The sequence below is a fragment of the Dyadobacter luteus genome (genome assembly GCF_003383615.1).
Lineage (GTDB): Bacteria > Bacteroidota > Bacteroidia > Cytophagales > Spirosomataceae > Dyadobacter > Dyadobacter luteus.
Genome location: NZ_QNUL01000017.1, coordinates 56,757 through 75,036, shown reverse-complemented (window position 1 = coordinate 75,036; position 18,280 = coordinate 56,757). Strand labels below are relative to the sequence as shown.

Annotated in this window: 13 protein-coding genes; 5 read left to right on the top strand and 8 right to left on the bottom strand. The window is 42.4% G+C overall.

Translation table 11 applies throughout. The features are described 5' to 3' along the window. Positions 1-39 precede the first annotated feature (39 nt). From DSL64_RS18955 to DSL64_RS18945, 3 genes are read left to right on the top strand one after another with little or no spacing between them, the layout of a single operon-like run. Positions 40-861 carry a DCC1-like thiol-disulfide oxidoreductase family protein gene (locus tag DSL64_RS18955; RefSeq protein WP_115832497.1) on the top strand — a complete coding sequence of 274 codons (822 nt, stop codon included), beginning with the start codon at positions 40-42 and terminating at the stop codon, positions 859-861. Continuing rightward, positions 854-1,288 (top strand): hypothetical protein, encoded by a 435-nt coding sequence (locus DSL64_RS18950; RefSeq protein WP_115832496.1) that lies wholly within the window; start codon positions 854-856, stop codon positions 1,286-1,288. The genes DSL64_RS18955 and DSL64_RS18950 overlap by 8 nt, the downstream gene beginning before the upstream one ends. Then, positions 1,285-2,250, top strand: coding sequence for an MBOAT family protein (locus tag DSL64_RS18945; protein ID WP_115832495.1), 966 nt, complete (start codon positions 1,285-1,287; stop codon positions 2,248-2,250). The genes DSL64_RS18950 and DSL64_RS18945 overlap by 4 nt, the downstream gene beginning before the upstream one ends. Positions 2,251-2,261: 11 nt before the next feature. On the opposite strand, the gene DSL64_RS18940 is transcribed toward DSL64_RS18945, so the two are convergent. The 5 genes from DSL64_RS18940 to DSL64_RS18920 all read right to left on the bottom strand — a co-directional run bounded on the left by DSL64_RS18940 (position 2,262) and on the right by DSL64_RS18920 (position 9,875). After that, positions 2,262-2,606 (bottom strand): DUF1801 domain-containing protein, encoded by a 345-nt coding sequence (locus DSL64_RS18940; protein ID WP_115832494.1) that lies wholly within the window; start codon positions 2,604-2,606, stop codon positions 2,262-2,264. 113 nt (positions 2,607-2,719) lie between these two features. After that, complete coding sequence (locus DSL64_RS18935; RefSeq protein WP_115832493.1) at positions 2,720-3,154, bottom strand: hypothetical protein; 435 nt, start codon at positions 3,152-3,154, stop codon at positions 2,720-2,722. Further along, on the bottom strand, positions 3,151-3,564 hold the full coding sequence (locus tag DSL64_RS18930; RefSeq protein ID WP_115832492.1) for a tetratricopeptide repeat protein: 414 nt from the start codon (positions 3,562-3,564) through the stop codon (positions 3,151-3,153). Before DSL64_RS18930 ends, DSL64_RS18935 begins: the two co-directional genes overlap by 4 nt. Before the next feature lie 54 nt (positions 3,565-3,618). Next, on the bottom strand, positions 3,619-3,834 hold the full coding sequence (locus DSL64_RS18925; protein WP_147300385.1) for a hypothetical protein: 216 nt from the start codon (positions 3,832-3,834) through the stop codon (positions 3,619-3,621). Positions 3,835-3,887: 53 nt separating this feature from the next. Then, positions 3,888-9,875, bottom strand: coding sequence for an alpha-2-macroglobulin family protein (locus DSL64_RS18920; protein WP_158547947.1), 5,988 nt, complete (start codon positions 9,873-9,875; stop codon positions 3,888-3,890). 350 nt (positions 9,876-10,225) lie between these two features. Between DSL64_RS18920 and DSL64_RS18915 the strand changes: the two genes are divergently transcribed. Then, a complete protein-coding gene (locus DSL64_RS18915; RefSeq protein WP_115832489.1) occupies positions 10,226-11,305 on the top strand; it encodes an efflux RND transporter periplasmic adaptor subunit in 1,080 nt (359 codons plus the stop codon). A 36-nt stretch (positions 11,306-11,341) separates the two neighbouring features. Next, positions 11,342-14,443, top strand: a complete 3,102-nt coding sequence (locus tag DSL64_RS18910; RefSeq protein WP_115832488.1) for an efflux RND transporter permease subunit — start codon at positions 11,342-11,344, stop codon at positions 14,441-14,443. A gap of 62 nt (positions 14,444-14,505) precedes the next feature. Here the strand turns inward: DSL64_RS18910 and DSL64_RS18905 are convergent, their stop codons facing one another. The 3 genes from DSL64_RS18905 to lipA form a co-directional block, all read right to left on the bottom strand. Next, positions 14,506-15,498, bottom strand: a complete 993-nt coding sequence (locus DSL64_RS18905) for a fatty acid desaturase family protein (protein WP_229217144.1) — start codon at positions 15,496-15,498, stop codon at positions 14,506-14,508. A 375-nt stretch (positions 15,499-15,873) separates the two neighbouring features. Next, the gene (gene metK / locus DSL64_RS18900; protein ID WP_115832487.1) at positions 15,874-17,154 is read right to left on the bottom strand and encodes a methionine adenosyltransferase; all 1,281 of its coding nucleotides are present in this window, start codon (positions 17,152-17,154) and stop codon (positions 15,874-15,876) included. 218 nt (positions 17,155-17,372) lie between these two features. Further along, positions 17,373-18,251 (bottom strand): lipoyl synthase, encoded by an 879-nt coding sequence (lipA, locus tag DSL64_RS18895; RefSeq protein WP_115832486.1) that lies wholly within the window; start codon positions 18,249-18,251, stop codon positions 17,373-17,375. Positions 18,252-18,280 lie beyond the last annotated feature (29 nt).

Genomic DNA, 18,280 nt, shown 5'->3' with positions numbered 1-18,280 from the left:
AAAGTTTCATTATTTTCTGAAAGTTCAATAACTCATAAAATGGAAATTTTAAAAGATCATCAGATACTTTTTGATGCAGAATGTCCTATGTGCAAGCTGTATACAAAAGCGATTGTGAATGCAGGAATTTTGGACGATGAAGGACGGGTTGCCTATCAGGAAGTGACGGAAGAATCCTGTCCTATGGTAGACAGACAGCGCGCAGTGAATGAAATTGCACTGATTAACCACCGCACAGGTGAAGTCACATATGGAGTTCAGAGCTTGTTTAAGGTGATGGCAGCAGTGATGCCAGGTATGCGGGCTTTATTTTCGTTTAAACCGTTTGTTTGGCTGATGACGAAAGCATATGCATTTATTTCTTACAATCGAAGAGTAATTATCCCAGCTCCCGTCAATTCTGACCGTTTTCAGCTGCAGCCAACCTTTCGTTTAGGGTGTCGTATACTGTATATCGTTATAATGCTGCTGATCGTTGGTTCTATTCTGTCTGCTTATGCTCCGTTGTTAAATCCGATCATTACACAGGGAGAAAATTACCGGGAGTATATCATTTGTGGTGGACAAATACTTTTTCAGGCTATTGTAATCATCCTGGTTAAGAAAGATGAAATCTGGAGTTACCTGGGAAATATGATGACCGTTTCATTTGCCGGGGCATTGCTGCTCTTACCGTTGATCTGGATTTCAAAATTAGTGGTGGTAAGTCCGGTGATAGGTGTAGGTTGGTTTCTTGTAGTGGCCGGACTGATGTTGTTGGAACATATCCGGAGGTGTAAGCTTTTGGGCTTGGGCTGGGTTATGACTCTTACGTGGGTTTTATACAATGTGCTATCAGCAATCATCATTTCCTATGCATAATTTATTTACCTACCTGCCCGCCAGTTTGTTTCTGGCTGGCCTGGCTCAACTCGTGCTTGTAGCAGGCAGCGTCGCTATCCCTAAAGTACTTGGCTGGAATAAGGAACTGGCCAGGGTACAGCCTCTGATCAGACAAATGTTCTGGACTTATGCAGCCTATATTCTGGTGATAAACTTTTACTTCGGGTCATTGTCCGTAGTGGCGGTAGACGAGTTGATGAATAAATCTTTTCTGGCACAGGTCATCACTGGTTTTATAGCTGTCTACTGGATTTCAAGGGTGCTGGTGCAATTCTTCTATTTTGATCGTTCGAGCTTCCCTGCAGGCGTTTTAAATCAACTGGCTGAAGTGGTGCTGACTTGTCTGTTTATAGCGTTGGCAGTCATTTATAGTCTGGTGTTTTACTTTAATCTGAATGTTTTATGATGGTTCAGAACCTGCTTTATCTGACTGCTATTAACATCGCGATCATTTGCTTGGGATACTGGTTTGCCCATAAAAAACTGATTTCGGTAAGTTGGTTTTTGTGTCTTTTTTGCGGCTTTTTGATCCATTTCGTTTTTCTGTCAGCATCTGCAACTATTCGGATGTTTGCGCTGATCACTACCGTTTTTATGGGAATGAAAGTTATTACTGCCGCGGTAGAGATCCGAAATAAGCCCTTTACTTTGACGTTCCCTCAATGGCTGGCTTTCTGCCTCACATGGGCAGGAATGAGGGCTGAAATTTTTAAAACTGCTGGTTTGGAATCGCTGCCGGGGGCAAAGAGGATGATCGTACACGGAATCCTTAAAGTGATGGCCGGAGTTTCATTGGTTGTGGTTGCGCATTACCTGGCGTCTGTCGAAATGAATGCCTCTCTTCAATATTTCCTGATTACATCTGCACTAATGATTGCATTCAGCCTGAAGCTCCATTTCGGGATATTGGCCATCAGTGCGGGTGTATGGCGTTACTTTGGAGTGGATACCTATCTGCTTTTTAATGAACCGTTGAAATCCGGAACACTGAATGAATTCTGGAGCCGGCGCTGGAACATAGCGTTCAGTGAGATGACATCCATTGCAGTGTTTCGCCTGTTGAAGCAAAAAATTGGAGCCATACCTGCATTACTTTTGGCTTTTATGTTTTCCGGAGTATTGCATGAAATGGCCATCAGCGTTTCTGTAAATAAGGGATACGGATTACCGATGGCCTACTTTGTGATTCAGGGATTGGCGGTTGCGATGGAAAAATTTCTGATAACGAAGAATATTATCCGCGCAGGGAATACTGTCATTGATAAGATATGGCTATTCAGCTGGCTGGTGATACCTCTGCCATTGCTGTTCCATAAACCATTTATTACAGGAATTATCTGGCCATTGGCCGGACTACATGTACCCTGATCAACTCCTGGTTACAAAGTTTCGCTAGCCTGTTGGAGTCTTGAAGCGAGTATAGCGTAATCTACTTCGGTCCCTTGTGTAATTGTGGCTGTTTTTCTGTCAGGACTGCTTGTGGACTTGAAAAAGCCCTTGATATCTTCCAGTTCTGTGGCATTGAAGATTATAAAAGAGACTTTGTCTTTTGCCACAGAAATAACCGCAGCATAATGACCATTTTTGAGATAATGTGGTTTGCCATATTGCATCCGTTCCTGTGCATCCGGGATGGTTTCAAAAACCACTTTACGAAGTGATTCGCAAATTTCGACTTGCCATGTGGGCAATTTCTGAATGTACTGTGATACTTCCTCGTTCATGTTATGGGTTAGTTTTGTGATATGCAAATATGAAGGTAATACAGCAGATCTACAGGTGCTATTGACGACAAAATAAGGTGGTATATGAGACAACAGAATTTCTGGTATCGCTTCTACCTTCTTTTAACCAGCTGGGTTTTGATAATACCACTGGAATAAATATACAGCGTTGTAATTTTTACATTTTTGCCGGTAATGGGCATGATACCAACGTGCGCATCTTCAAAAACAGGCTCGTGTGTAAAATGAACATAAAGAGAATCAGAGGTGGAGTCGCCTAAATGCCAGTCGGTGAAGCCATGTCCGTATAATGCATTTACAGTATGTCTGTCTGCAGATATAAGATCAAGCTCTGATTTCGGCCAGAAACCCTTTTCGTAACGATAATCCATAACCATCTGTCCGAATTCGTGAGGAGGCCGAACTTTATTTTTAAGCTTTCTGACATTCAGTGGTAAATTGATTCCATGTTTGTTGATGCAGGAGAATTGACCTAAAAGAATAAGTGTTAGCAAAAGAAAATAAAGAATATTGTTCAAAAATTTCATTTACAGGTCTCTTTTAATGCATCCGTATAAGCAGCTCTAATCGGTTTCCCTCCGAGCTGCTTACATAGATTATAATATTTTAATGCGTTCTCACAGTCTTTCTGAGTGAAGTAGGCCACAGAAAGCTTGTAAGTTGTGTTCTGGTCAGTACTGTCTATTGAATAGGATTCAGAAAATAGCGCAATAGCCATATTGGCAGCGTTCACATCTGAATTTTCATAATAGTCGCCCATGAAAATTGTCGCTTTGTCCGTCAACAGCCGTGGATTTCTTGGATTTAAAGTAAGACCTTCATTATATTGTTCTAACGCTTTTTGTTTGTCACTGAAATGAAAGTAAACAGAGCCCCATCCCCAAAAGACATCTTCATTGTCAGGGTCTAGTAGCCATGCCTGGTTAAACCTATACATAGCAGTTTTAACATCTCCTGCATACAAATAGTTAAAACCGGTGTTGATTAAAAATTAAGATGCCTTGCGCCTGCTGCCTTCCTGAGCAATATAACTATCAATCAATTCCTGATCTGCTTGTTTTTGCTTGTCGGATTTGGGTTGATTACCATATTTAGGTAATAACCTGATATTTCTTTTGGCTTCACGATTCCATTCTTTATAACTCATTTCCTGAGCAGAAGAAGAGAAAATAACCAGTGTAGCAAGAAATCCAAGAATGTACTTCATTTTTATAATCATCGTTACAAAGATGCAAATTTTGCATAAAGAATGAGGATGAATTACTTCACCTCAATCCTCACTCCCTCGCTGTGCGCTGTGAATTCAGGTGCGTACATACACTGGATGGTTGTGATACCGTTGCTGAAATTTCCTTCATGAGTTATAAATAGTGGATATTCGAATACATAAGTTCCCTTCTGTAATGAGTTGAAAAAGAAATTTGTGGCTGCATCTTTGGTGCTTTCATAATAGCCAAGTCCGCCCTGCCATTTATATCCACTAAGTACATTTACAGGCTCTAATGATGATGCCCGCATGTCTTTCATATGAACATATTCCATTTCTCTGTCCACCCGAAGTACAATCCTCACCTTGATTTTGTCTCCTACGCGTAAGACGGTGTTATTTTCAATCGGGGTCAATACCGGGCCTGTATCTGAATTTTTCTCAATAAATAACTTTTTCTCAATTTTAAGCGGTGTTTCAGCAAAGGTGATTTTATCCAGATCTTCAAAATACTGCCAATAAACCGCGCCCCAGCTGGTGGTTACTTTCCCATTGTCAGCCTTTGAAAGGTTTACTTTAATATTCCCCATGTCAGGCTTTACATCTTCCTGCTGTATTGTTTTTTTGAAATAGCCGGTTCCCGCCTGCTGTTTTTCGTCAGACGATTTGATAGTTGTTTCTCCAAGCTGTATGGTAACTTCCGGGCTAACGGAAAGCCACACCGTACCTTGTAACAACAAGGCATAACAAGCTTCGGCAGTTGCTTTTGTACTCTCCCAACGATTGGTCTGCTTGTTTTTCAAAAGCCACGTTCTTAAATCATCCACCGTTTTTGTATCATTACCTGCTTCCTGAAAGGCTTCGATCAACAGCGCCTGACGTTCAACCGGATTTTCATGCCACCACCAGCTTTGCGTACTTTTCCAGTACATACCCAACTCCTCATTACGAACTGCTGTTTCACCAAGTGATTTTAAAATTGCCTTTGGCGTAGCATTGTCCTTCGCGCGGTGTGAGGCAAGCGCAATCATTCCCTGCATGTATTTATTCTGCTTGGTCCAGGTTGTTCGTGAACGTTCGGTAAAAAAATCGACCGCTTTCCGCGATGTTTCAGCAATTTTGTAATCTGGGAAGAAGCTACGCATGTACAGATATTGAACTGCAACGGCGCCCGGCATATAATCCTTTGTATTCGCTTTAGTCCGAATCAGCTCATCATAATCATTCTTGATTTTTAGATCCAGATAGGGTATAGCTTTGTCCAATAGCTGTTTCAAAACAGCTGACTGATCCTTGTTTATGGCCTTCAGTTTATGTAAATGACCTATTCCTGACACGATATACTGTGTCATATAACGATCATCCGGTCCGCCTTTGAACCACACAAAACCACCATTTGCACTTTGCATTTGCTTTACTTTTTCAAGATTCAGGCTCATTTCTTTCCCCATTCTGATCAGGTCAAAAAGTAAGGCAATATTTCGTTTTTGTTCCGATTCTGATTTCCCTTCCAAAACCCAGGGCGTTTCCTCCAGTAATACGGATTTCAACTCCTCATTCTTCTGCAGATTGCTCAATAGTGCCGTGGTGTCAGCAGTTCGCCAGTTTTCAAACACTTTCGCAATCTTTGGTGAGCTATTGGCAATATGAGCTGCAAGCGCGTTGGCATAATAGCGGTTCCAGGTTTGTTCCGAACAGTCATATGGATATTCCATCAGATAAGGCAATGCCTGTACCGCATACCATACGGGATTGCTGGTATATTCTATGGTCAGAGCATGTTGGGTCAAAGTAGCCGATTTGCCGGAATTGATAAGCTTTTCAAATTTGAATGATTTACTTTCTGTACCGCGCACAGTAAGTGGCAAACTTTCTGTAACCAGCATTCTGTTGGGCAAAACAGGTAGTACATTTTCTTCGCCATCCGATACAGAACCTGCTTTTGCAGTAATTCGCCAGGTTACTGTTTGAGTGAAATTCTTTGGAACTGAGACAGGAAATTGTACCGCGGTACTCTGCTTAGGCTGCGCCGTAAATGGTAAACTTTTTACCGTGTTGCCAAATAAATCGTCAATCGGTGAATCGGTTTCCGTGTCAAACAACTGGAAGGTAACTGTTCCGGTCAAAGCTTTGTCCGTCAGGTTGGCAATTTTAGAGCTGAATTCTATTTGATCCCCTTCGCGTAAAAACCTCGGTGCATTGGGTTGCACCATCAGGTCTTTTTGTGTAACAATCTCTTTACTGCTATACCCGAATGCGAGGTCTTTGGTGTGTGTCAGAGCCTGAAACTTCCAGCGCGTTAGTGCTTCCGGAAGAGTGAACGAAAACTCTATTTCTCCCGCTTCGTTGGTATGCAAATCTGGTAACCAAAATGCCGTTTCATTAAAGTTCTTTCGAATCTGTGGTGTTTTGATAGAAACGGATGCATCCGGCTGATCTGTTTCCGGAGCTTCTTCATCCTTTATTGCTATTTCAGCAATCTTGCTCTGTGCTTCTGGTTCAACCCACAATACTGTATTTACAACTGACTCATCTCTTGCGAATCCGGCTGGCGCTGGCGCTGCTTGCAGTACCGAACCTTTTGCCATTCTGTTCACACCACTAAGCCGGATATTGGTACCTGTATTGGCAGGCTCTATAAGCTGGTCATATATTTTGTCATAAGTTTTATATTTTGTGCCCTGCGCGCTAAACACATTTGCATTTCCAAACCCAAAATTTTCATTTGAGCTCCAGAACTGGTGGTTGTTATATATGGACCATACGTTTGGTTTTACCCAATTATGCGCGTAAAACTGATCCAGGGAAGCGTCGTACATACTCGCTAGCATCTCAGCAGCGACCTTATCCTTTTTATATCCGCTTATTTTAACCTTCCATTTCTCATCGCTGCCCGGAAGCGTCTTGTCCCGGAAAGTAGTGTATTCAATTTTAAGATCTTTATTCGTCCACGGGACATTAATTTTATCATTGAATTCGTAAAATCGATTGTGCTTTACAAACATGTATGTTAATCCGTAGCCGCCGCGGTCCTCTTCTGTTGCTGTAAAGTCAAAGCTGCGTTTTTCTTTATTAAGCTTCAAAAATGAATAATCAGTGTTTTGCTCAGTTGAGATTTTGGTTAGGCCGTGTACAATAAAAAGATTGTCTGCCGATGTACCCAGTTTCACAGTAGTTTTTTGTCCGGGTTCAATTGGCTTACTTCCTTCTGTCCACAGGTATTTGGTGTCGGAGAGTTGTTTACTGCCCGGATCGGTGAGTTCGATGTTGGTTAAGAGTTTTACTTCTTCCCCGTCTTTATCCTTAGTCTGTATCTCAATCTGATAGAAACCAGGAGTCAGTTTGTTATTGATGCTGAACTTCTTTCCGGCGGTAATGGAGTCACTTTTTTCGAAAGCAATTTTTTCTTTCAACCATGTAGTTGCATCGGTTTCATTATCATATTCATCAAATGGAAAGTTTTTGATATACTCCGCTTTGGTCATCACAAACTGATCCGGACGACTCCAGTAACGACGGCGGATCAAACGCTGCTCCGCTTTGAGTTTGTTAATTTTGACCGACACATACGCAGGAACGAATTCGCCATTGGTATTTTCAGGTTTGATATCAAGCGTTTTCAGACTGTCGGCCGGAAGTGTCGACGGCAAATTCATTTGCAGTAAAATAGATTTGTAGCTGACAGAAACCGATTTCTCCGCACTTCGGGTTTCCCCGTTGGAGTCTGTTACATCTGCGTAAACAGTGTAATTAAAAATCGGATCCAGTTTTTTATCAATCGTCAAATCAGGAATGGCAGGGAATGTAATACTGAATTTTCCATTAACATCAGTAACCGTTTTTCCGTGGCTGATTTCCATCGGAGTTTGCCGGGGGAAATAGCCCCGCTTCATAAACCAGGGATACATAAAGCGCGGAGTGCGGACTACACGGTAGCTGACAGTTGCTCCACTGATCGTATTTCCTGCATAAGCGTTTGCATTTCCATTGATCCTTACGCTGTCATTGACCTGATAGGTCGTCTTTACAGGTTCATAATCAACATAAAATTTGGGGCGTTTGTATTCTTCTACCCGGAAACGGAACTCCTGATCGTCATCTACAACGATAGTAAATTCACCATTTAGAACGCCCTGCGGTAACTGAAATTTACCAGAAAATGTACCATACTCATTGGTTGTCGCCGATACTTCTGAAACTTCTTCTCTGTTGGCATTCTGAAGAACAACGCTGAATTCTTCATTGGCAATTACCTGATCTTTTCCGGCTGCAATGCCTTTGTAGTGAACGGTTTGCCCGGGACGGTAAATACTTCTGTCTGTAAAAACAAAAAAACGCGCCTCATCAGGTTGTTCGACAGGACCGTAACCATAATATTGATGAATCAGGTTGTCGTCGAAAAGCCTGTCTTTTTTATAACTGATTTCAAGACGGAAATTTTGATTTCCCTTTTTGTTTGGTGCATCTTCTCTTTTGAAAAAACCATTTTTATCCGTCGTAAAGGCATCTCCTTTCTGATAGGTATATCTGTAAGTTTTGTTATTGTAAATCTGATTCCAAACCTGTACCTGAGCTCCCGTCAAAGGCTGCCCGCTGGTACGGTCCAGTACAAAGAAATCATTGCCCCGGCTCATATAGCTGATGTTGGATACATTGAACAGCATGGAACCCATTGCCGATTTGCTGTCGCTGAAGTTTTCTGATGTGGACGCCACCAGAAAGTATTCGCCAACAGGCAAGGCATCTACTTTTACTTCTACCTCATGTTTCTGATGGTCTTTGGTATCCGGTAACGCCTGTTTCCAGCTGCGGACAGAAGGAGCACCAGCCAACGAAGAGCGGAAAGTATTATTCCGATCGTTCTGTAGTTCTGTTTTTAATTTATCGGTGGCTTTAACTAACCTGAAATAAAGCTGATCGACATTGGTGTAATTTACCAGGGCACGAAAGGGAGCGTCCGGTACATTTACATTTTCAACCTGAAACTGAAAGCTCTTCGCACGGATGATGTTCAGCATATTGAATGCTTTGGTGCCTCCTTCCGTATCCGGATTTTGTTTTAAAATTTTTTCAAATATCGCGCTCGCTTTAATTCTTTCAAGGCGATTGGTCGTATCCGTATGTGCATCGTATTTTCTTCCTTTTTCTTCATGCCACAGGCCTGTCAGATACCAGGCTTGTGCCGCAGCTGGCGTTGAGGCATACTGTTCTGCCAGATGATTCACGGATATATAGTACAACTGATCGGTGTCCGGATGAACAGACTTTCTCTTCACAAATTGTAATCTTTCGATATCAGCATCAATCAATGCATCCGGCTCCTTGTCATTGGCATGAAAAGCGAGTAATTTTTGGTAAATGAGCAGGGCTTTGTATTCCAGAGATGCAGTATCCCTCGTTTCAAATTGACGATGGATAAAGTCGGCAGCAGGATCAAATGCTGATGCAGTGTTGATTTCATAAGAATAGGCCGGCTTTTTAATGTCCCTTTCGTTGGAAGAAAAGTACTCCAGTGCTTTGAAGGCGAGCAGGTCAAAAAGTGTTGGTCGTAGTTTCCTGACATTCCCCTTTGTGATTATTGCATCATAATTTTCCAATTTGGTCTGCTGCAAAAGCTTCTCATCTCTAAGGGATTGAATATATAACTTGCTGATTTTAGTATGAAAATCATCTATTCCCCATGTCGTGATGTCGTCTTTCTTAAAATCAATTGTCTGGGTGCGCTGGTAAAGTTGCCAACGGTTGTTTTGAAAATATTGGTAATAGGAAGTGGCCAGCAGGCTGTTCAGGATGGATTTCGCCGGTTCCTTACTTTCCTTTATTTCTTTTTCCAGCTCAGCAATGGATAACACCGCATTATTCTCGCGGTTTTCATTTTGCAGGTTGGCCATATACACAGTTGCTTTGATCATCTGCACCTGGTCATTTTCCTTTTTTGCCGCCTGATATATCTTTTTCACTTCTTCCAGAGCCGAGCCGGGAAGACCTTTGCTCAAATGATCTTCAACCTGCTTCCATTGTGAATGATATGTAGTAGCCAAGTTTTGGGCATTTATATGGTTAGATAAAATGTAAAGCAGAAAGAAAATCAAAAGGCTGGTATAAGGCGGTCTTTGTTTCATGTGTTGCAGATGATCAGGTATGTGTTAGTCTGTATGAGTAATCCGGAAGGGAAATGGTTGAAATATAGTAAAAATAAATACATCCTATTCCTGGTTTTGAGAGTAAGGCAATGCCCAGGTAAGTGATTCTTAAACAGAAATTAATAATTACTAAAAGTAAAAAAGGAACCCATTGCCGCTTTGACTGATAAGGTCTATCTTTAAATAGCACTTTTTGGAAATATAATTTATACAAATACTAATTGAACAGAATTTAGTTTACACTCTTTATGCGTACAATATTATTGATCGGGGCGATTATCATCGCATTGGTGATTGGTAAGCTTTATGTATTTCCGAAGGAGGAAAATGGCAAAGCTGATGGAGCTCCGGTAAAGTCGGGAGGTGGTAGTGGAAAGGCAGGAATACCTGTGGATGTATATGTGATAGGACGAGAAGCGCTGGAAAATCAGGTGTTTGCTTCCGGCACAGTGCTTCCCAATGAAGAAGTGAACCTGATGGCTGAAATTGCAGGCCGGTTGGTAAAGCTCGAAATTCAGGAGGGGGCTTATGTACAGAAGGGGCAACTCATTGCTAAAATTAATGACAGAGAACTGAAAGCGCAATTGCAGCGAATAGATTACAATCAGGATCTGGCCAGAAAGGTGGAAGAGCGACAAAAGAAACTGTTGAAAGTAGAGGCGATTAATCTGGAAGAATATGATATTACCAATAACAATATCAGGGTGCTTGATGCCGACAAAGAAATAGTGGCTTCACAATTGGAAAAGACTGAGATCAGAGCACCTTTCAGCGGGCGTATAGGTCTGAAGAATATCAGTGTCGGAGCCTACGTGGCACCGGGAACACCTATCGCGAGTATCATTCAGAGCAATCCTGTGAAAATCGATTTTGCGGTTCCTGAAAAGTATTCTCCCAACATCAGAAATGGCAATGTGGTGCGGTTTTATCTGGACAACGATCCTTCTACTTACAATGCCAAAGTGATTGCGATTGACCCGAAGGTAGACGAAAACCTGAGAACGCTGAAAATCAGAGCGACTGCTCCTAATCCCCAGGGAAGATTTGTGCCGGGTATGTTTGTAAAGGTCATGGCGAATCTGGATGCGAACAATACAGCGATGATGATTCCGACGGAAGCAATTGTGCCGGTTTTGAAAGGAAAAAAGGTATTTGTAGTTAAAAATGGAAAAGCGGTGGAGGCGATGGTAAAAACAGGAGTACGTACGGATAAGAAAATTCAGGTGGTAGAAGGCCTTCAGCCCGGCGATTCCCTGATTGTATCAGGGATTATTGCACTGAAGCCGGATGCGGCAGTTCGGGTCAATGCGCCAGTTGCTGCCCCCTAACTTCTATAACTCCTTAACTACTCTAACTTCTCAAAAATGAGTATTTCAACTATTTCTATCAAACGCCCTGTTTTAGCCATTGTGATGAACCTGCTCATCATTCTGTTTGGCTTTTTAGGGTATACCTATCTCGGGATGAGGGAGTTCCCTTCTATTGACCCGCCGGTAGTTTCTATCCGTACAAGCTATACGGGAGCGAATGCCGATATTATTGAATCGCAAATTACTGAACCACTCGAAAAACAGCTGAATAGTATCGAAGGGATCAAGTCGATCAGTTCTACGAGCAGTCAGGGAACGAGCCAGATCACCGTAGAATTCGATATAGGTGTGGATATGGAACGCGCTGCCAATGATGTGCGTGACAAAGTGGGTTCAGCTTCCAGAACATTGCCATTGGATATAGACGGTCCGCCTGTGGTGGCGAAGGCAGATGCCAATTCGGAACCTATTATTGTATTGACTTTCAAGAGTGACACGCGGTCGCACCTGGAAGTGAGTGATTATGCCGAAAATGTCATTGCCCAACGCCTGCAGACGATTGAAGGAGTGAGCGAAATCCGCATTTTTGGTCAGAAGAAATATTCCATGCGGATATGGATGGATCCTATCAAAATGGCTTCCCTGGGTATTACGACACAGGATGTGAAATCTGCCCTGGATAAAGAAAATGTGGAACTGCCGAGCGGGAAGTTGGCTGGTGACAATACCGAACTTACGGTAAAAACAATCGGGCGCTTCCGTACTGTTGAGGATTTTAATGATATGATCGTTAAAAATTCCTCTACCCAAACCATCCACCTACGTGATATCGGTTTTGCCCAACTTGGTCCGGAAAATGAGGAGACCATTTTGAGATTGAACAATATTCCGATGATCGGTCTGGCGATATCGCCAATGCCGGGGGCTAATTATATCAATATTGCGGAAGAGGTAAATAAACGGATGGCGGATATCAAAAAGGAACTGCCAAAGGATTATGAACTGGACACGCTGATTGACAACACCATTTTTGTAGAACGATCTATTGAAGAGGTAGGAGAGACGCTGTTGATTGCGATCGTACTGGTTGTATTGATTATTTATCTGTTTTTCAGAGACTGGCTCATTGCTTTCCGTCCCCTTATTGATATTCCCGTTTCGCTGATCGGGACATTCTTCGTCATGTACATCATGGGTTTTTCCATCAATGTACTTACGCTGCTGGCCATTGTTCTTGCAACGGGGTTGGTGGTAGATGATGGTATTGTGGTGACGGAAAATATCTTCAAGAAAATCGAAGAAGGAATGAAGCCGGTAGAAGCGGCGATCAAAGGTGCGAACGAAATTATTTTCGCGGTGATTTCAACTTCTATTACACTGGCGTCGGTATTTCTTCCGGTGATATTTATGCAGGGCTTTGTGGGGAAGCTGTTCCGAGAATTCGGTATCGTGATCTCAGCAGCTGTATTGATTTCTGCTTTCGTATCGCTCACATTGACACCGATGCTGAACGCTTATCTGGTTCGTAAGGATCACAAGAAAAGCTGGTTCTATGAAAAGACCGAGCCATTTTTCGAGCGTATTACTGAAAATTATGGAAATGCGCTGGCTAAGTTCCTGCAAATGAGATGGGTCGCTATTCCGTTGGTAGGTCTCACTCTTGGAATGATTTACTTTTTTGGCAAAGGTCTACAGTCAGAACTTGCACCGCTGGATGACAGAAATTGGTTCAGGATCAATATGACGGCTCCTGAAGGTTCATCGTTTGAGTTTACGGACCGTTACGTACAGCAGGTGGGTAATATGCTGATGGATTCTATGCCCGGAAGAAAAGGTTTGATGCTGATTACGTCTCCGGGGAATTCAGGGCTGGGTGCAGCCAATACAGGAAGTGGACGTATTGCATTGGTAGATAAGACGAACCGAAAGGAAACACAACAGGAAATTGCAGATTATGTCAATGCCAAATTGAAACAAATGCCTGATGCCAAGTCGTTTGTAGTACAGCAGCAAACCATTTCTGTGGATTCGAGAGGTGGGTTACCGATACAATACGTGATCCAGGCTCCCGATTTTGAGAAGCTTCGCGAATACCTGCCAAAGTTTATGGAAGAGGTTTCCAATGATCCCACTTTCTCCATCACGGATGTGAATCTCAAATTCAGTAAACCGGAACTGGAAATTTCTATTGATCGTGAAAAAGCCAAATCTTTAGGCGTATCCGTTCAGGATGTAGCGCAAACTATGCAGCTGGCATTTGCCGGACAGCGGTTCGGGTATTTTACCATGAATGGCCGGCAGTATCAGGTGATAGGTCAGTATGACAGAATGAACAGGGATGAGCCACTGGATTTGAAAAGCATGTTTGTGAGAACAAGCAGTGGTAGTATGGTTCAGCTGGATAATATTGTGAAAGCTGAGGAGGAGAGTAGTCCTCCGCAATTATTTCACTTCAATCGTTACATGAGTGCCACGGTACAGGCAGCACTTGCTCCCGGGAAGACGATCGGCGATGGAATCGCTGCGATGGACAAAATCCGTGATAAGCTGAAGGATGAATCCATACAGACTGCGCTGAGCGGTTCGTCGAGAGATTATGCGGAAAGTTCATCCAATACCATGTTCTCTTTCTTCCTGGCTCTGATCCTGATTTATTTCATCCTTGCGGCGCAGTTTGAAAGTTTCATTGATCCTTTCATTATTATGATTACAGTTCCGCTTGCCATTGGTGGTGCCGTATTCTCATTATGGTTTTTCGATCAGACCCTCAATATTTTCAGCCAGATCGGTATGATTATGCTGATTGGATTGGTGACCAAAAATGGAATTCTGATCGTGGAATTCGCCAATCAGCTCAGAGAAAAAGGGCTTGGTATTAAAGAAGCTGCTCTGGAAGCAGCCACCTTACGTTTTCGTCCCATATTAATGACAAGTTTGGCAACGGTTTTAGGAGCGCTGCCTATCGCGATGGCATTGGGCTCGGCAGGACGAAGCCGGATGTCGATGGGAATTGTAATTATGGGTGGACTGCTGTTCTCGCTGGTACTTACCCTTTATGTAATACCGGCAATTTATACATTCCTTTCCAGAGAGAAGGACTATGAGAACATGAAGATGATTGACCGTATAGCAAAAGAAAGTGAGATGGCTGAGTAGGCCTGTCTCACTTTCTTTTGCTATACAGATGTATATTGTTTTTGAGTTTCCTGGCGCTTTTGTTAAGCAGGAACCGATACCTCTTCCGGTTGTTGTGCAAATACAGCTGGCGGAAATGGATAACCCATGCTGCGCAGCATACGGATGTGTGAGCCTAGCGCCGTAATGAAATTCTTTTTGGCATTGTAATCATAACCAAACTCCAGTGCTGTAGCTCGCACTATCGGAGAGATAGCATGATAGTGCACGTGCGAAATTGATGGAAACAAATGATGTTCAATCTGGTAATCCAATCCGCCGATGTACCATGATAAAAGTTTGCTTTTTCCAGCGAAATTAGACGTAGTCTGAAGCTGGTGTACAGCCCAGGCATTTTCTACACAGCCTGTTTCGTCAGGTTCCGGCTGATGTACTCCTTCCACCACGTGCGCCATCTGGAAAACGGTACTTAGAATAATTCCTGACGTGAAATGCATGGCCAGAAACCCAAGAAGCCATTGTCCGAAACTGATAGGCAGGAAATACATAGGTATTGCCAATATAAAAATTACATAACCTATCTTGCTGATGATGAGTGTAGCCAGTTCTTTCTTTGGAAAAGGCTTAGTCATTCCCGATTCAGCCATTTTATTAAATAAGGAAATCTCCTTAAAGTCTTTCCATAGAAACGATATGGTCATCAGGCTGTACAAAAAGAAAGCGTAGATGTGCTGAAAGCGGTGGATTGATTTGTACTTTTCCTGAAACGATAAACGCAGGAGGAACTTTCCTGTAATATCTTCATCTACCTCGTGAATGTTGGTGTAGGTATGGTGAAGCCTGTTATGTTGTACTTCCCAATTGTACGCATTACCACCCAGCAGGTAAATAGATGCTCCGAAAAATTTGTTCCAAAGTTTTGAAGTCGCCAGAGAACCATGAATGGCATCGTGCATCACAGACATACCAACTCCTGCTACGCCTAGTCCCATGATGACTGCAAGCGCCAGATTAATCATATTAGAAAAATTTCCGGACAGGATTAGGGCGTATGGAATCAGATAAAGACTTAGCATAAATAAAGCTTTGTACTTAATCCCTTTTCCACCTGATTTACAGATATTGTTAGAGGAAAAATGATGGTCAATTCTTTGGCGCAGAACGGGGAAAAAGACTGACTTGTCCTTATTTGAAAATTTAATCTTCTGATACTGCATAAGAGGCGGCAAATTTAAGAAGCCAGTAAGAAGATTTTCTCCTTTCAACCTTTAGGGAACGGTACATGCTTCAATTTATTAGCTAAAAGTATATATTAATTCAATCCAGCTAAAAACTAATTTTATAATTTGCCACTAATTCCCAATAATATTATGCAAATCTGGGAAAAGCCATAAAAAAAGAAGGCTGACGGATGCCAGCCTTCTTCAATATTAAGATATATCCTGTAATTCTTACAAGCTGAACTTCGCTTTGATCTGATCTGCGAAATCAAGTTTTTCCCAGGTAAACAATTCTACCTCTACTTCCTTTTCTTCTCCGTTAGCTGCTCTGAAAGACTTTTTAACAATCTCATTCTTACGTCCCATGTGGCCATAAGCAGCAGTTTCAGAATAGATAGGATTACGTAGTTTCAATCTTTGTTCGATTGCATATGGACGCATGTCGAAAATTTCACCGATTTTTTCGGCAATAGCACCGTCATGGTCAGATACTTTTGCTGTTCCGTAAGTGTTTACATAAAGACCGCAAGGCTTGGCAACACCAATCGCGTAAGAAACCTGAACAAGTACTTCGTCGCAAAGCCCCGAAGCAACCATGTTTTTAGCAATATGACGTGTTGCATAAGCAGCAGATCTGTCTACTTTGGAAGGATCTTTACCTGAGAACGCACCGCCACCGTGAGCACCTTTTCCACCGTAGGTATCTACGATGATCTTACGGCCTGTAAGACCTGTATCACCGTGTGGTCCACCGATTACGAACTTGCCCGTTGGGTTGATGTGGTGGGTAATATCATCTGTAAACAATGCCTGAATTTCAGCTGAAAGCTTTGCTTTAACACGAGGGATTACAATGTTGATCACATCCTCTTTGATTTTAGCAAGCATTTTTTCTTCTGAATCGAAATCGTCATGTTGAGTTGAAACTACGATCGTATCAATACGCAAAGGCACATTGTCGTCGCTGTATTCAATTGTAACCTGAGATTTTGCATCAGGACGAAGGTATGAGATCAGTTGAGGTTCATTGTTTCGGATATATGACATTTCCTGAAGAATCTTGTGTGCAAGATCCAAAGCAAGTGGCATATAGTTTTCGGTTTCGCGGGTTGCGTATCCGAACATCATTCCCTGGTCACCGGCACCCTGTGCGTTGGCTTTGTCTTCGAAAGATTGTCCTGCGGCTGCGCGGTCTACACCCTGGTTTATATCTTCACTCTGATCATGAATAGCCGAAAGAATGCCACATGAATTGGCTTCAAACATATATTCACTTTTCGTGTAACCAATTTTCTTAATTACCTCGCGTGTGATTTTTTGTACATCCAGATAAGTATTTGTCTTTACTTCACCAGCCAACACAACTTGTCCTGTTGTTACAAGCGTTTCGCAAGCAACTTTACTATCAGTATCCCAGGCAAGAAAATTGTCAATTAAAGCATCTGATATCTGATCTGCAATTTTATCGGGATGTCCTTCGGAAACAGACTCCGAGGTAAATAAATATGGCATAAAAATTGAATTTTTAAGATGTTATAAGCTGCCAAGTGCCGCTTGGGCATTCAAACAGTTTGAGGTGTAAAATTGAATTTTTTTAAGAAATTAACCAAATTTTATATTTGGAAAAGTTATCAGTGTGATCTTTAAAATTGAGCAGTCGGATAAATCGCTAAAACATAAAGCCTTGCTTCGGTGTAGAGGCAAGGCTTTATATCTATAAATTTCATTGATCAGATAGGCACATTTACGTGTCTTTCAGCGTGGTAGCTGGATCTTACCAGCGGCCCTGACTCAACATATTTAAGTCCGCGTCTGAGACCTTCTTCACGGTAGTTATCGAACATTTCAGGTGTAATCCACTCGATTACTTCGTGGTGCATTTTTGTCGGTTGCAGATATTGTCCCAGAGTAAGGATATCCAGCCCGTTTTCTACCAGATCATCCATGGCTTTGTATACTTCATCCTGTGTTTCCCCAAGTCCGAGCATGATACCGGATTTGGTGCGCTGTCCGTATTCTTTAGTACGTTTGATCTGTTCAAGACTTCTCGCATATTTTGCTTGCGGACGTACTGCTCTGTACAGGCGTTCCACAGTTTCCATGTTGTGAGAAACAACCTCCTGGCCTCCTTCAATCATACGGATCAAAGCATCCCAATTGTTTTTCACGTCGGGAATTAAAGTTTCGATGGTTGTCTCAGGAGTATTTTCTTTTACCTGTACTACAGTTTGATACCATATCTCCGCTCCGCGGTCCTTTAATTCATCTCTGTTTACGGAAGTCAGTACAGCATGTTTCACCTGCATAAGCTTAATCGCTTCTGCAACACGGCGTGGTTCATCTGCATCATATTCATTAGGGCGCCCCGTTGCTACTGCACAGAAACTACAACTGCGCGTACACACATTGCCTAATATCATAAATGTGGCAGTCCCGGCACCCCAGCATTCACCCATGTTAGGGCAGCTGCCACTTTCGCATATTGTATGTAGTTTGTAATTATCCACCAGCTGGCGGACTTTCCGGAACTCAGGTCCTGCCGGAAGCTTCACTCTCAGCCAGTCGGGTCTTTTTTTACGTTCCGAAGGAATAACTGGTAATTCAATCATGGTTATATAAATACTGACGACAGGTTATT

Bases quoted from the DNA above. Each gene is read 5' to 3' on its own strand.
- DSL64_RS18955 (WP_115832497.1), top strand. From the start codon at position 40: ATGGAAATTTTAAAAGATCATCAGATACTTTTTGATGCAGAATGTCCT.
- DSL64_RS18950 (WP_115832496.1), top strand. From the start codon at position 854: ATGCATAATTTATTTACCTACCTGCCCGCCAGTTTGTTTCTGGCTGGC.
- DSL64_RS18945 (WP_115832495.1), top strand. From the start codon at position 1,285: ATGATGGTTCAGAACCTGCTTTATCTGACTGCTATTAACATCGCGATC.
- DSL64_RS18940 (WP_115832494.1), bottom strand. From the start codon at position 2,606: ATGAACGAGGAAGTATCACAGTACATTCAGAAATTGCCCACATGGCAA.
- DSL64_RS18935 (WP_115832493.1), bottom strand. From the start codon at position 3,154: ATGAAATTTTTGAACAATATTCTTTATTTTCTTTTGCTAACACTTATT.
- DSL64_RS18930 (WP_115832492.1), bottom strand. From the start codon at position 3,564: ATGTATAGGTTTAACCAGGCATGGCTACTAGACCCTGACAATGAAGAT.
- DSL64_RS18925 (WP_147300385.1), bottom strand. From the start codon at position 3,834: ATGAAGTACATTCTTGGATTTCTTGCTACACTGGTTATTTTCTCTTCT.
- DSL64_RS18915 (WP_115832489.1), top strand. From the start codon at position 10,226: ATGCGTACAATATTATTGATCGGGGCGATTATCATCGCATTGGTGATT.
- DSL64_RS18910 (WP_115832488.1), top strand. From the start codon at position 11,342: ATGAGTATTTCAACTATTTCTATCAAACGCCCTGTTTTAGCCATTGTG.
- DSL64_RS18905 (WP_229217144.1), bottom strand. From the start codon at position 15,498: ATGCTAAGTCTTTATCTGATTCCATACGCCCTAATCCTGTCCGGAAAT.
- metK (WP_115832487.1), bottom strand. From the start codon at position 17,154: ATGCCATATTTATTTACCTCGGAGTCTGTTTCCGAAGGACATCCCGAT.
- lipA (WP_115832486.1), bottom strand. From the start codon at position 18,251: ATGATTGAATTACCAGTTATTCCTTCGGAACGTAAAAAAAGACCCGAC.